Origin of the sequence: Devosia sp. 63-57 (genome assembly GCF_001899045.1) — a bacterium.
Classification (GTDB): domain Bacteria; phylum Pseudomonadota; class Alphaproteobacteria; order Rhizobiales; family Devosiaceae; genus Devosia; species Devosia equisanguinis.
The window spans coordinates 601582-615341 of sequence record NZ_MKUY01000005.1 but is presented as its reverse complement, the minus strand read 5'-3'; the positions used below and the strand labels follow the sequence as shown (position 1 = coordinate 615341).

The 13760-nt window shown below is 62.6% G+C and carries 11 protein-coding genes; 7 read left to right on the top strand and 4 right to left on the bottom strand.

The window, feature by feature from the left end; all coding sequences use genetic code 11:
* Positions 1-125 precede the first annotated feature (125 nt).
* The 3 genes from BGO80_RS11240 to BGO80_RS11230 form a co-directional block, all read right to left on the bottom strand.
* On the bottom strand, positions 126-1331 hold the full coding sequence (locus BGO80_RS11240; protein WP_286721550.1) for a class I SAM-dependent RNA methyltransferase: 1206 nt from the start codon (positions 1329-1331) through the stop codon (positions 126-128).
* A 109-nt stretch (positions 1332-1440) separates the two neighbouring features.
* The gene (locus BGO80_RS11235; RefSeq protein ID WP_286721549.1) at positions 1441-2280 is read right to left on the bottom strand and encodes a cell wall hydrolase; all 840 of its coding nucleotides are present in this window, start codon (positions 2278-2280) and stop codon (positions 1441-1443) included.
* A gap of 417 nt (positions 2281-2697) precedes the next feature.
* On the bottom strand, positions 2698-3387 hold the full coding sequence (locus BGO80_RS11230; protein WP_223214062.1) for an HAD family hydrolase: 690 nt from the start codon (positions 3385-3387) through the stop codon (positions 2698-2700).
* 89 nt (positions 3388-3476) lie between these two features.
* On the opposite strand from BGO80_RS11230, the gene BGO80_RS11225 reads away from it, so the two are divergent.
* From BGO80_RS11225 to BGO80_RS11215, 3 genes are all read left to right on the top strand, one after another.
* Positions 3477-4886: a protein adenylyltransferase SelO gene (locus BGO80_RS11225; RefSeq protein ID WP_286721548.1), complete on the top strand. Its 1410-nt coding sequence runs from the start codon at positions 3477-3479 to the stop codon at positions 4884-4886.
* An 11-nt stretch (positions 4887-4897) separates the two neighbouring features.
* Positions 4898-5452: a gamma carbonic anhydrase family protein gene (locus tag BGO80_RS11220; RefSeq protein ID WP_286721547.1), complete on the top strand. Its 555-nt coding sequence runs from the start codon at positions 4898-4900 to the stop codon at positions 5450-5452.
* Positions 5453-5531: 79 nt separating this feature from the next.
* A complete protein-coding gene (locus BGO80_RS11215) occupies positions 5532-5912 on the top strand; it encodes a hypothetical protein (RefSeq protein WP_286721546.1) in 381 nt (126 codons plus the stop codon).
* Between the two features lie 5 nt (positions 5913-5917).
* On the opposite strand, the gene BGO80_RS11210 is transcribed toward BGO80_RS11215, so the two are convergent.
* Complete coding sequence (locus BGO80_RS11210) at positions 5918-7330, bottom strand: helix-turn-helix domain-containing protein (RefSeq protein ID WP_286721545.1); 1413 nt, start codon at positions 7328-7330, stop codon at positions 5918-5920.
* A gap of 125 nt (positions 7331-7455) precedes the next feature.
* On the opposite strand from BGO80_RS11210, the gene BGO80_RS11205 reads away from it, so the two are divergent.
* From BGO80_RS11205 to mce, 4 genes are all read left to right on the top strand, one after another.
* Positions 7456-8988, top strand: coding sequence for an acyl-CoA carboxylase subunit beta (locus BGO80_RS11205; protein WP_286721544.1), 1533 nt, complete (start codon positions 7456-7458; stop codon positions 8986-8988).
* 11 nt (positions 8989-8999) lie between these two features.
* Positions 9000-10982, top strand: a complete 1983-nt coding sequence (locus tag BGO80_RS11200; protein WP_286721543.1) for an acetyl-CoA carboxylase biotin carboxylase subunit — start codon at positions 9000-9002, stop codon at positions 10980-10982.
* Positions 10983-11156: 174 nt separating this feature from the next.
* On the top strand, positions 11157-13271 hold the full coding sequence (gene scpA, locus BGO80_RS11195) for a methylmalonyl-CoA mutase (RefSeq protein WP_286721542.1): 2115 nt from the start codon (positions 11157-11159) through the stop codon (positions 13269-13271).
* Complete coding sequence (gene mce, locus BGO80_RS11190; RefSeq protein WP_286721541.1) at positions 13268-13678, top strand: methylmalonyl-CoA epimerase; 411 nt, start codon at positions 13268-13270, stop codon at positions 13676-13678. Before scpA ends, mce begins: the two co-directional genes overlap by 4 nt.
* Positions 13679-13760: the final 82 nt, after the last annotated feature.

The window sequence follows — 13760 nt, the reverse complement described above, 5'->3', positions numbered from 1 at the left end:
ACGTGGCGAGCATCGGATCGGTTGCAGTTTTTGCCTGCAATCGGGCGGCCTCGGGGTCCATATAAACGCCGAAATCGGACCTAAATAGCCATCAGTTCAAGAAATTCTTCTCGCCGTTTGGGCGATCACGTTTTTCTAGAGCGCCGGAAGGTGGCGGCGATTTCGATGTGACTGGACCAGGCAAACTGGTCCACGGCGACCAGGTTGGACATGGAAAAGCCACCTTTGAGCAAGGTTGCGGCATCGCGCGCAAAGCTGGCGGGGTCGCAGGCAATCATCACCACATGACCCAGCTTGGAGGCGACGATCTCGCGGACCTGGGCATCGGCTCCGGCGCGGGGCGGATCGAGCACCACGCAGTCGAAATCGAGCTCGAAGCGCGTCAAGGGATCGCGGAAAAGGTCGCGGGCCTTGGTGGTGATGGTCTTGAGACCCTTGGTAAAACGCACGGCCTTTTCCAGCGCCTGGGTGGCGGGCTTGTCGCTGTCGGCAGCATAGACAGCTGACTTCTCTGCCAGGCGCAGCGCGAACGGCCCGATCCCGCAAAAGAGGTCGGCGACGCTTTTCACCTTGCCTACCGCGGCGACCACATAATCGGCGAGCACCTCTTCGGCGGTAGCCGTGGCTTGCAGGAACGAGCCAATAGGCAGATCCACTTCGGCGCGCCCCATGGTGATGGTTGGCGATTGGCGCAGCAGCACCATTTCGCCCTCCAGCGCCAGCCGAGCAACGCCGAGACTATTGGCCAGGGGCACGAGCTTTTCCACCCGCACTGACTTGGCGGCCTTGCGGATGCCGACATCGATCCCCGCATTTGTGGCGGTGAAACTGATGTCGCAATCGCCAAGGGCCGCGCCCAGAGCGCGCGCGATATCGGGCGCACGCACCAGGGCAGGCACGAGGATCGGACATTGATCGAGATCGAGAAGATCGTGGCTGCGCAGTCGCATATAGCCGGCGCCATCGCGGCGGGCGTGCAGCGTGGCGCGGCGCCGACCGACGCCATGAGCCAGTACAAAGCCCTCGACAGACTGGTCGATGCCAGCCTGGCGCAAGGCGTTTTCCACCAGCCCGGTCTTGAATGCGGCATAGCTGGGCGCATCCAGATGCTGCAACTGGCAGCCTCCGCAGACGCCGAAATGCGGACAGAACGGGGTGGCACGATGGGGGGATGGTGCGACGATCGCTTCAGCCCTGCCGCGATCCCCCTCAAAGCTCAGCTCGATCGTTTCGCCCGGCAGGGTGAAGGGCACGAACACACGCTTGCCATCGACAAGGGCGATGCCCTCGCCCTTGTGGCCAAGGGATTCAATAGTGGCGGTGATGGTCATGGCTCATCCGGGGCTTGCTGGCCCGAGCCCTAACGGGTTTGACGCTGTACGGCAACAGTCGCCGCGCCACGCCTCCTCGCCAACCTATCTCAGCGTCTGGCCTGAGCGATCAGGGGGCGTAAAAAATGTGGGAGTCGACGGCTGCCACACGCGAGAAGGTGCTGGCCCAGGACGGGCGCACGGCGGTGGTGTGGTAGTATAGCGCTGAGCGCGGCAGCACGCCGATTTCTTGCCCGGTGGCATATTCTGCATAGACCTTGCCGGCCAGGGCGACCGAGCGCGACCAGGCGGCGCGTTCACTCGGCGTATCGTCACGGCCATCGCAGGCGAAGGTGAACTGGCAACGATAGCGGCCCTTGTCGGCATTCTGGTAGACGACGCCGCACAACGAGGACGGGAACTTGCTGGAGCGGGCGCGGTTGACGATGACATTGGCCACAGCCAGCTGGCCGGTGGCGGTCTCGCCGCGCGCCTCGTGATAGATGGCCTGGGCCAGGCACTGGCGCTCATTGTCGGCGAATTGCACGCGCTTGGCGGTCGGCTGATAACCGCTTTCGACATAGGCAGCGAGCAGGTCGGGCGTCACGGTCGGTTCGGGGCGCGGGGCGGCCGGCTCGGTAAAGCTGGCAATGGCCGAAAGGGCGGTGTTGCCGCCACCCAGCGAACCGCGGGCAATATAGCCCATCAGCAACTCGGTATTGAGTTCGGGCTGCGGACCGGCCAGCGTCACGTCGACCGAACGCAGTTCCTGCTGGCGCTTGACGTAATTGGCGAGCAGCGCCTCGGTCAGGGGCTGTTCACCCGCGCGCACCGGCACGGCGGTCGGGCCGATGGCGGGCTGCAGGCGGAGTTTTGCAACAGCTTCGGGAATGGGCGCCGGCAGGACCGGGCTCTCATTGGCATGGCTCGGCGACAGGGTGACAAACAGGACGAGGGCGGCGGCGCACAATGCCAGCCCCTGCGATGCAAGACGTCCGAATTTACCCTTGCCGCTGTTCTGCAATGCCCCGACCTTGCCCCTGAGCTCGTCCGGCCGTATCCGGCGAGCCTTCTATGTGGACAGTGCGCAAGGGCCCTGTCCTCAATTCCGGCAGCACACTAGCCAAGCCGGACGCACTATGGAAGCTGAAATTTACAGCCTATTAACCATAGCGCTTAGCATGTTAAAGTACGGTTAATCCAGGCGCGGGGCGATTGAAAGCCTTGATTTTCAATGACTTGATTGTTGCTGAACGGGAGGTTTCGCCATTCCGTACAGTTTTATCTGTTTACCGGAGTGGTTAATGCGTCTTCACGTTTTGGGCTCACGCAGACAAGCCCTAGCCAGCAGTGGCCGGGTTTGAAACGCTGCTGCTGCGAGGAGAGGTCAGCGGCGCAGGCGCGGGAAAGCGGCCAGATGCACATCCACCATGCTGGTCATCACCGAGACGCCCAGCGCATGGATCTCGTCACTGGGGCCCACAAGGTCGGGCACCATGATGGTCTGCATGCCGGCGGCATGGGCGGCGCGGACGCCGGTATGGCTGTCTTCCAGTGCCAGGCATTGGGTCGGCTCGACGCCAAGGCGTTGCGCAGCCAGCAGGTACGGTTCCGGATGCGGCTTGGGGAAGGTCACGTCGTCCCGTGTCACCACGGTTTCGAACAGGTCGAGCAAGCCGACGGCGCTCAGATGGTGCTGGGCATGAGGATTGCGTGAGGATGTGGCCACCGCCGCCGGAATGCCGCGATCGCGCAACTCGGTGATGAATTCGCGCGCCCCGGCTTTGACCGGTACGCCATCATGGCTGCGCTCGCGCATGATCACCCTGCACTTTTCGTCGAACAGCGCATAGGGGAAGGCGACGCCATAGGCCTCGAGCAGCAGACGATTGGTGGTTTCGTGGCTCGAGCCGATCATCGAGCGATGCACGTCCTCGGTCATCTCGAAGCCCAGTTCGGTGCAGACCTCGAAGACGATGGTCTTGAACACGGATTCGGTGTCGAGAATGGTGCCGTCCATGTCGAAGATGACGGCGGTGAAGGGGCTGAGGTGGCGGGTATCGGCAAGCATGGTCATCTGGCATGCTATAGTCCGATTTTGTGACAACCTCCAGACCGCGCGCTTGCAAGGCCGGTCTGCACGGACAAGAAGCCAAGGCCCGCCCGATGACCGTTTTTCAAACCGCGCGACGCCATGCCGAGCTCGGGACAGATTTTTTCGACCCTGTAGCCCCGGCCGATTTTCCGCGCCTGACACTACGCCATCGCGACCGCCGCTGGGCAGCGCGTCTCGGGCTTGATGGCTTGAACGAGGCGGAATGGCTAGCCCATTTCGGGCGCTTCGAGCCCCTGCCCGGCTCACTGCCAGAGCCGCTGGCCCTGCGCTATCACGGCCACCAGTTCCGCTCCTACAATCCCGATCTCGGCGACGGGCGCGGCTTTCTCTTCGGCCAGTGCATCGATCCCGTCGATGGGCGGCTGCTCGATTTCGGCACCAAGGGCAGTGGCAAGACCCCCTGGTCGCGCGGCGGCGACGGGCGGCTGACGCTCAAGGGCGGGGTGCGCGAGGTGCTGGCCACGGAAATGCTGGAAGCCCTGGGTGTCTATACGTCCAAGAGCTTTTCGCTGGTCGAAACCGGCGAGCAACTGCATCGCGGAGACGAGCCTTCACCGACCCGTTCCTCGGTACTGACGCGGCTGAGCCACAGCCATATTCGCATCGGCACCTTCCAGCGCCTCGCTTATCTCGAAGACACGGCCAATCTCGCGCGATTGGTCGACTACGCCATCGCCAATTATTACCCGGAGCTGGCGGACGCAGATGACAAAGCCGTAGCCTTCTTGGAAGCGGTGACAAAAAACGTGGCCCGGTTGGGGGCGCAATGGATCGCCGCCGGCTTCGTCCATGGGGTGCTCAATACCGACAATATCAACGTAACCGGAGAGAGTTTCGATTATGGCCCCTGGCGGTTTTTACCCGCCTATGATCCCGATTTCACTGCCGCCTATTTCGACGAAACCGGTCTCTACGCTTTTGGCCGCCAGCCCGACACACTGGCCTGGAACCTGACGCGGCTGGCCGAGTGCCTGGTGCCGCTGTCCTCCATCGAAGCGCTGGAGCCGGCGCTCAATGCCGTCTGGCCGGGTTTCCGCGCCGCCCTGCCCGCAGCCATCCTCAGGCGGCTGGGCCTCGTACCGCGCGATGTCGAAACCGATGGCGCCTTCGTCACCGCGCTGTTCGGCTTCCTGGGCGCCACCCGCGCGCCTTATGAGCAGTTCTTTTTCGACTGGCGCGGCGGGGCCCTCAGCGCCGAACGCGCTGCCCGCAGCCCATCGGCGGAACATTATGCCAGCGAGGCGTTCCGCCCGGTGGCCGACGGACTCGAATCCTATCACCCCACCGCCGGGGTCAATCTCGACCATCCCTATTTCGCCCGCACAACCCCGCGCACCATGCTGATCGATGAGGTCGAAGCCATCTGGGCGCCGATTGCGGCGAACGACGACTGGTCGCTGTTCGAAAGCACACTTTCGGAAATCGCCGAGATGCGTCAAGCATATGGCATCGTTCCCTGACGGAGGCCCGCATGCCTGTTTATGCCCTTGATGGCGTTTCGCCCGAGATCGATGCTGACATCGCCTGGATCGCGCCAACAGCGGTTCTGGTTGGCGATGTGGTGGTGGGTCCCGAGGCCGGCATCTGGTTCGGGGTGGTGGCGCGCGGCGATATCGAGCGCATCACCATCGGTGCTCGCACCAATGTGCAGGAAAACTGCGTGTTGCACACCGACAGTGGCCATCCGCTTGAGATTGGCGCCAATGTCACCATCGGTCACGGTGCCATCGTGCATGGTTGCACCATTGGCGATAACTCGCTGATCGGCATGGGCGCCACGGTGCTCAATGGGGCGCGCATCGGGAAAAACTGCCTGATCGGCGCCAATGCGCTGGTTACCGAGGGCAAAGTTATTCCCGACAATTCCCTGGTCATGGGCGCCCCGGCCAAGGTGGTGCGGGAGATCGACGCCGAGGGCGTGGCGGCACTTACCGCCTCGGCCGAGCGCTATGTGAAGAATGCCCGGCGCTTTGCAGCAGGGATGACGCCGGCTGATCGCTTGGCACCCAATTTCGACCCGGCATAAAGGCTGAACCCCCAGTTCAGTTCCGGTTCAGCCACAGGCCGGTAGCGTGACCTCACAACAGTTGATGAGGGAACCGAACATGAAACGCCGTCTTGCTGCCGCGCTCGTTGCCATCCTTGCCATTCAGCCGGTTGCCGCTTTTGCGCAATGCCATATCTATCAGCATCGCGACTATGGCGGCTCCAGATGGACGGTGGGGAGCAACACTATTCTCTATATGAAGAACAACCCCAATCCCGGCTTTTCCTCGACCACCAATGGCCATGGCATTGACCCGGAATACAACAAGTCCTGGAACGACCAGCTGTCCTCGTTCAAGGTCGCCCCGGGCTGCACCATCACGCTGTGGAAGAACCACGACGCCAAGGGCGACCGCTGGGAAGCCAATTCGAACTACAGCTATGTCGGTGGCAAGTGGAACGACGAGGCCTCCACGGTCATGTGCAGCTGCCGCCGCTGACGCAATCAGCCGATCTCGTAAGGCACGACGCTGCGCCGGTCCGTCGGGACACTGATACTGGCCGCCAAGGGCGGGACCGAGCGCTGCGGGCAATTGCGCCGCTCGCAGATGCGACAGGAAATGCCGATGGGCTCGAAACCGGCTTTGCCCAGATCGAGATCGTCGGCATAGACCAGCCGCCCGGCATGGGTGATTTCGCAGCCCAGCGCATAGGCATAGCGCCGCGTGGTGCCGCGATAGCCGCCCAGACGCTTTTCATGGCTCCAGGCGAGGCAGAGATATTGCTTGCCATCCGGCGTTTCGGCCAATTGCCTGATGATCTGGCCATGTGCCTCGAAGGCCCGGTGCACATTCCAGAGCGGACAGGCTCCGCCGAAACGGGCGAATTGCAGGGCTGTCGCGGAATGGCGCTTGGTGATGGTCCCGGCCGCATCCACCCGGGCAAAGAAGAACGGCACGCCGCGTTCGCGCGGTCTTTGCATGGTGGAGAGGCGATGGGCCACCTGTTCAAGGCTGGCCCCGAACACCCGCGCCAACTGCTCGATATCGAAACGATAGCCATCGGCCGCTTTGAGAAAGGCGCCATAGGGCATGTGCAATGCCCCGGCATAGTAGTTGGCCAACCCCATGCGGGCGATACCCCGCGCCTCGGCGGTCTTGAAATTGGCGCCATCGAGCAGGCTGTCGAGAAGCGTGGTCTGCTCCAGCCCGCACAGAACGGTGGCAATCTGGAAAAACTGGCTTGATGGCTCCAACAAACTGTTGATCCAGAGATCGCGATTGGCGCGGTCGAAGTCCACCAGCCGCTCGGTCTGGCCCGGCGCATCGCGAATGACCCTTATATTGTGTATTTCGGCGCAATAGTCGATCAATCGGCGCAGCCGGTCGGGGCCGAACTCACCCAACTCAGTGGCCAGCGCCTCGGCGGCGCGGTCGAGCGGATCGATATAGTTGTCGGCATAGTGGAAGAAGTCGCGCACTTCCTCATAGGCGGTCTGCACGCTGGAGCCGGGGTCGCGGGTCAGCGCCGCATCCATGCCCGCCAGGCGCTCATTGGATTTGCGATAGGCGTCGTAGAGCGCCAGCATGGCACGCGCCATGTCCGGCGCATTGCTGGCCACGGTTTTGAGATCCTGCAAATGCGGCACCGCCTCACCGAATACCGGGTCGGCCAGGGCTTCGCGCAAATCCAGCACCAGCCGGTCCGAGGCATCGGTGGCCAGGCTCGCCAGATCCAGGTGAAAATGCTCCGAAAGCGCCAGCATGACCGCCGCGGTCAGCGGGCGCTGGTTGGATTCGAGCTGATTGACATAAGACGGCGAAATATCGAGCCGCCCGGCCAGTTCGGCCTGGGTTAATTTGTGCTGAGCGCGCAGGGCCCGCAAACGCGCGCCGGCGAACACCTTCCTGGCGCCCATATTCACAACTCCACAATATCACATAGCTCGTTTTGTGTGATTGTAGCATACCCACCCTTTCCGGCCTTGGACAGGCCATAAGGCGTCGTTATGGTTTAACCCGCCCAAGAGCCGGAGAGCCGCCAATGCAGGACATCATCACCGCCCTCGAACATAAGCGCGGCGAAGCGCGGCTCGGCGGCGGTCAGCGCCGCATCGATACCCAGCATGGCAAGGGCAAGCTCACCGCCCGCGAACGCCTCGACGTGCTGCTCGATCCGGGGTCTTTCGAAGAATATGACATGTTCGTCACCCATCGGGCCACCGATTTCGGCATGGCGGATACCATCATCCCCGGCGACGGCGTCGTCACCGGTTGGGGCACGATCGATGGTCGCATGGTCTATGTGTTTTCCCAGGACTTTACCGTCTTCGGCGGCTCGCTGAGCGAAACGCATGCACAAAAGATTTGCAAGATCATGGACCTGGCCATGCAGAACGGCGCGCCGGTGATCGGGCTCAACGATTCTGGCGGCGCCCGCATTCAGGAGGGCGTGGCGGCTTTGGGCGGCTATGCCGACGTCTTCTGGCGCAATGTGCAGGCGTCGGGCGCGGTGCCGCAGATTTCGGTGATCATGGGCCCCTGCGCAGGCGGCGCGGTCTATTCCCCGGCCATGACCGACTTCATCTATATGGTCGAGGATTCGAGCTACATGTTCGTGACCGGCCCGGACGTGGTCAAAACCGTGACCAACGAGATCGTCACCCAGGAAGAGCTGGGCGGCGCATCCACCCACACCAAGATTTCCTCGGTGGCCGACGCCGCCTTTGCCAACGACATCGAGACCCTGCTCGAAGTGCGCCGGCTCTTCTCCTATCTGCCATTGGCCGCCGGGCAGAAGCCGCCGCGCCTGCCCAGCCATGACCCAATTGATCGACGCAATGACAAGCTCGACACCATCATCCCGGACAGCGCCACCAAACCCTATGACATGCGCGAGGTGATCGAGACGGTTGCCGACGAGGGCGAGTTTCTCGAACTGCAAAAAGCCCATGCCGGCAACATTCTCATCGGCTTCATCCGCCTCGACGGGCAGACCGTTGGCGTCGTCGCCAACCAGCCGCTGGTGCTGGCCGGGTGCCTAGACATCAATGCCTCCAAGAAAGCGGCGCGCTTCATCCGCTTCTGCGACAGTTTTGAGATTCCAATTTTGACGTTTGTCGATGTTCCGGGGTTTCTTCCCGGCGTGGCGCAGGAATATGGCGGCATCATCAAGCATGGCGCGAAGCTCTTGTTTGCCTATTCGGAAGCCACCGTGCCGCTGGTGACGGTCATCACCCGCAAGGCCTATGGCGGGGCCTATGACGTGATGGCCTCAAAACACATCAAGGCCGACGTCAATTATGCCTGGCCCAGTGCTGAGATCGCCGTGATGGGCGCCAAGGGCGCGACGGAAATCCTTTATCGCTCCGAGCTAAGCGACAAGGACAAAATCGCCCAGCGCACCGCCGACTACGAAGCCCGCTTCGCCAACCCCTTCGTCGCCGCCGAACGCGGCTTCATCGACGACGTCATCATGCCCCACGGCACCCGCCGCCGCGTGATCAGGGCTTTTTCGACCCTACGGCACAAGAGCGTGCAGGGGCCGAAGAAGAAGCACGATAATATTCCGTTGTGAGGGGCGAAAAAATGAAAATCCAAAAGCTCCTCATCGCCAATCGCGGCGAGATTGCCTGCCGCGTCATCAAGACGGCGCGGAAACTGGGTATTGCCACGGTGGCGGTCTATTCCGATGCCGACCGGGAGGCGCTGCATGTGCGCATGGCCGACGAGGCCGTGCATATCGGCGCCTCGCCGGCCAAGGAGAGCTATCTCCAGATCGACAAGATCATCGCGGCCTGTAAGCAAACCGGCGCGCAGGCGGTGCATCCCGGTTATGGCTTTCTCTCGGAAAACGCTGCCTTCTCCGCGGCGCTCGAAAAGGAAGGCATCATCTTTGTCGGCCCCCCGCCCAAGGCCATTCAGGCTATGGGCGACAAGATCACCAGCAAGAAGCTCGCCGCCGAGGCGGGTGTGTCGACTGTGCCTGGGCATATGGGGCTGATCGACGATGCCGCGCATGCGGTCACCATCGCCCAGTCCATCGGTTATCCGGTGATGATCAAGGCTTCCGCCGGCGGCGGCGGCAAGGGCATGCGCATTGCCTGGAACGACGCCGAAGCGCGCGAGGGCTTTGAACGCTCCAAATCGGAAGCCGCAAGCTCCTTCGGCGATGATCGCATCTTCATCGAAAAATTCGTCACCGAGCCGCGCCACATCGAAATCCAGCTCATCGCCGATGGCCATGGCAATGCGCTCTATCTCAACGAACGCGAATGCTCGATCCAGCGGCGCAACCAGAAGGTGATCGAGGAGGCGCCCTCGCCCTTCCTCGACGAGGCAACGCGCAAGGCCATGGGCGAACAGTCGGCAGCCCTCGCCAAGGCGGTGGGCTATCGCAGCGCCGGGACGGTGGAATTCATCGTCGACAAGGATCGCAATTTCTATTTCCTCGAGATGAACACGCGCCTCCAGGTGGAACATCCGGTGACCGAATTGATCACCGGACTGGACCTTGTGGAACTGATGCTGCGCGTGGCCGATGGCGAGGCCCTGCCGCTCTCCCAGGACGAGGTGCAGCGCAATGGTTGGGCAATTGAAAGCCGGCTTTATGCCGAGGACCCCTACCGCAATTTCCTGCCCTCGACCGGGCGGCTAACCCGCTATCGCCCACCAGCGGAAAGCGCATCTGAAACGCTGGTCGTCCGGAACGATACCGGCGTCTTCGAGGGCGGCGAAATCTCCACTTTCTACGATCCGATGATCGCCAAGCTGTGCACCTGGGCCCCGACACGTCTTGAGGCGGTGGACGCCATGGCCATCGCGCTTGACAGTTTCGAAGTGGAAGGGGTGGGCAACAACCTGCCTTTCCTCTCCACGGTCATGGAGCAGCAGCGGTTCCGTGATGGGCGGCTGACCACCGGCTATATCGCCGAGGAGTTCCCGGAGGGGTTTTCCGGAGCGGTGCTCAGCGACGACCATCATTTCGATGTCGTGGCCGGAGCCGCCATGCTGATGGCGCGGCGGCAGCAGCGCCGCACCGGCGCGGAGGCGGAAAGCCGCTGGCATGTGCAGGTGGGCGAGCGCGCCGAAACCGTGGTCCTGCACCAACACGGCCCCGACATTCTGGTTGATCTCGACTGGCGGTCCGAAGCGGTGCGCCTCTCCTGGCAGCCGGGCGACACACTGGCGCATCTCGACTGGTCCGGTGGCCGCCATGCCGTGCTCAAGGTCAACCCCACCACGTCAGGCTTCCGCATCCGCTATCGCGGCGCCGATCTCAAGGTGTTGGTGCTGCAACCGCATGTGGCGCACTATCTCAAATATATGCCGGTGAAGGTGCCTCCGGATATGAGCCGGTTCCTGCTCTGCCCCATGCCCGGGCAGGTGGTGCGGATCGACGTGAAGGAGGGCGATGTGGTCGAGGACGGCCAGACCCTGGCCGTGGTCGAAGCCATGAAGATGGAAAATGTGCTCAAGGCCGAGAAGCGGGCACGGGTGAGCAAGGTGCATGTGGTGCCAGGCGCCGTGCTCGCCGTGGATCAGGTCATGCTTGAGTTTGAGGTGGTGTGATGATGGATCATTTCTTACGCTGTGACCGCCCGGCTCTCTTGCATCCCTCCCCCTTGAGGGGAGGGACTGAGGGAGGGGGTCCAGCAGTGGATCACTGCACCACCCCCCACCCCAACCCTCCCCCTCAAGGGGGGAGGGAGGTGCTGGCTGAATGGTCGATAGTGGGGGGACAGAATGTCCGATAACCACGAGAAATGGGCCAGGCTCGCCCAGAATGAGCTGCGCGAGACGCCCCTATCATCGCTCAACCGCGACTATGGCGGCATACCTGTCAGCCCGGTCTATCTGGCTGAGAATGGTGAAATCCCCGGCGTCGAGCCGTTCACCCGCGGCGTGCGGGCGACCATGTATGCCAACCGCCCCTGGACCATCCGCCAATATGCCGGCTTCTCGACGGCCCGGGAATCCAATGCTTTTTATCGACAGGCGCTGCAAAAGGGGCAGAAAGGCCTCTCGGTCGCCTTCGATCTCGCGACCCATCGCGGCTATGACAGCGACCATCCACGCGTCGTCGGCGATGTGGGGAAGGCCGGCGTCGCCATCGACTCGGTCGAGGACATGAAGGTCTTGTTCGACGGCATTCCGCTCGACCAGATGAGCGTGTCCATGACCATGAATGGCGCCGTCATTCCGGTGCTGGCGATGTTCATCGTTGCCGCCGAGGAGCAAGGTGTTCGTCAGGAGCAGCTCGAAGGGACCATCCAGAACGACATCCTCAAGGAGTTCATGGTCCGCAACACCTATATCTACCCGCCCGAACCCTCGATGCGGATCGTCGGCGATATCATTGCCCACACTGCCCAGCACATGCCCAAGTTCAATTCCATCTCGATCTCGGGCTATCACATGCACGAGGCCGGGGCGACGGCGGTGCAGGAGCTGGCCTATACGCTGGCCGACGGCATGGAATATGTCCGCGCCGCACAGGCCAAGGGGCTCGATATCGACGCCTTTGCCGGGCGGCTGAGTTTCTTTTTCGGCATTGGCATGAACTTCTTCCTCGAAGTCGCCAAGCTGCGCGCGGCGCGAAAACTCTGGAGCCAGATCATGACCGATCTCGGCGCCAAGGACCCGCGTTCGAAAATGCTGCGCACCCATTGCCAGACCTCGGGCGTATCGCTGACCGAGCAGGACCCGCACAACAATATCGTGCGCACCACGATCGAAGCACTGGCGGCGACCTTGGGGGGGACGCAGAGCCTGCACACCAATAGTTTCGACGAAGCCATTGCGCTGCCGACGGAGTTTTCGAGCCGCATTGCCCGCAATACGCAGCTGATCCTGCAGCACGAAAGCCGCATCACCGACGTGGTCGATCCGCTGGGCGGCTCATACTATGTCGAAGCGCTGACCGACGCGCTGGTCGCGGGCGCGCGCGACCTGATCGCCGGGGCCGAAGCCCAGGGCGGCATGACCGCCTTCGTGCAGTCGGGTGGCCCGAAGCTGGCCATCGAGGAAGCCGCCGCCCTGCGCCAGGCGCGGGTCGATCGCGGCGACGACGTCATTGTCGGTGTCAATCGCTATCGGCTCGACACCGAAGACGAGATCGAGGTGCGCGAGATCGACAATGCCAAGGTGCGCAGCGAGCAGATCGCGCAATTGCAGCGCATTCGCGACAGCCGCGACGAGGAGAAGTGCCAATCCATGCTCGCCGCCTTGCGGGAATTCGCCGCCAAGGACGAGGGCAATCTGCTTGAAGCCGCCATCGAGGCGGCGCGGGCGCGGGCCACGCTCGGCGAGATTTCGTCGGCCATGGAAGACGTGTTCGGCCGTCATCGCGCCATCACCCGGGTGATTTCGGGCGTCTATGCCGGCGGCTATGGCGACGATCCGCAGCTCAAATCGGTGCAGGACCGCATTGCCGCATTCAAGGCGGCGCGCGGCCGGGCACCCTCGATCTTCATCGCCAAGATGGGCCAGGACGGGCATGACCGTGGCGCCAAGATCATCGCCTCGGCTTTTGCGGATATGGGCTTCGTCACCCATATGGGCGACCTCTTCGAAACCGCGCCTGAGGTGGCAGCCCATGTTGACCAGCTCAAGGTCGATGCGGTGGGCGTGTCCTCGCTGGCGGCGGGCCACAAGACGCTGGTGCCCGAGTTGATCGGGGCGCTGCGCGACCGCGAACTGGGCGATGTCACCGTGGTGGTTGGGGGCGTCATTCCCGAGCAGGACTATGACTTCCTCTACGATGCCGGCGTCGCAGGCATTTTCGGACCCGGCACCAATGTGCTCGACGCCGCCTTTTCGGTGCTCAACGAAATCGAAGGAAGGTTGTCCAACCGATGATCGGCCGTCTCAACCATGTCGCCATTGCGGTGCCTGATCTGGCGGCAGCTTCGGCGAAATATCGCGAACAGCTGGGCGCCAATGTCGGGGCACCGCAGGCGCTGCCCGAGCATGGCGTCACCGTCGTCTTCATCGACACTGGCAATTCCAAGATCGAGCTGCTCGAGGCCCTGGGCGAAAACTCGCCCATTGCTGGGTTTATCGAGAAGAACCCGGCCGGCGGGGTACACCACCTTTGCTTTGAGGTGGGGGATATCGCCCAGGCCGTTGAGCAATTGCAGGCCACTGGTGCGCGGGTGCTTGGTGACGGTCGCGCGAGGATCGGTGCCCACGGCAATCCAGTGGTTTTCCTGCATCCCAAGGATTTCCATGGCGCGCTGATCGAACTCGAAGAAGTTCGTGGCTGAGCCGGCCCTGGCAACACTTGTCGAAACCGAATTTGGACAAATTTTACCACGCCTACATTTCCACCGCTGAGTAAGACAATCA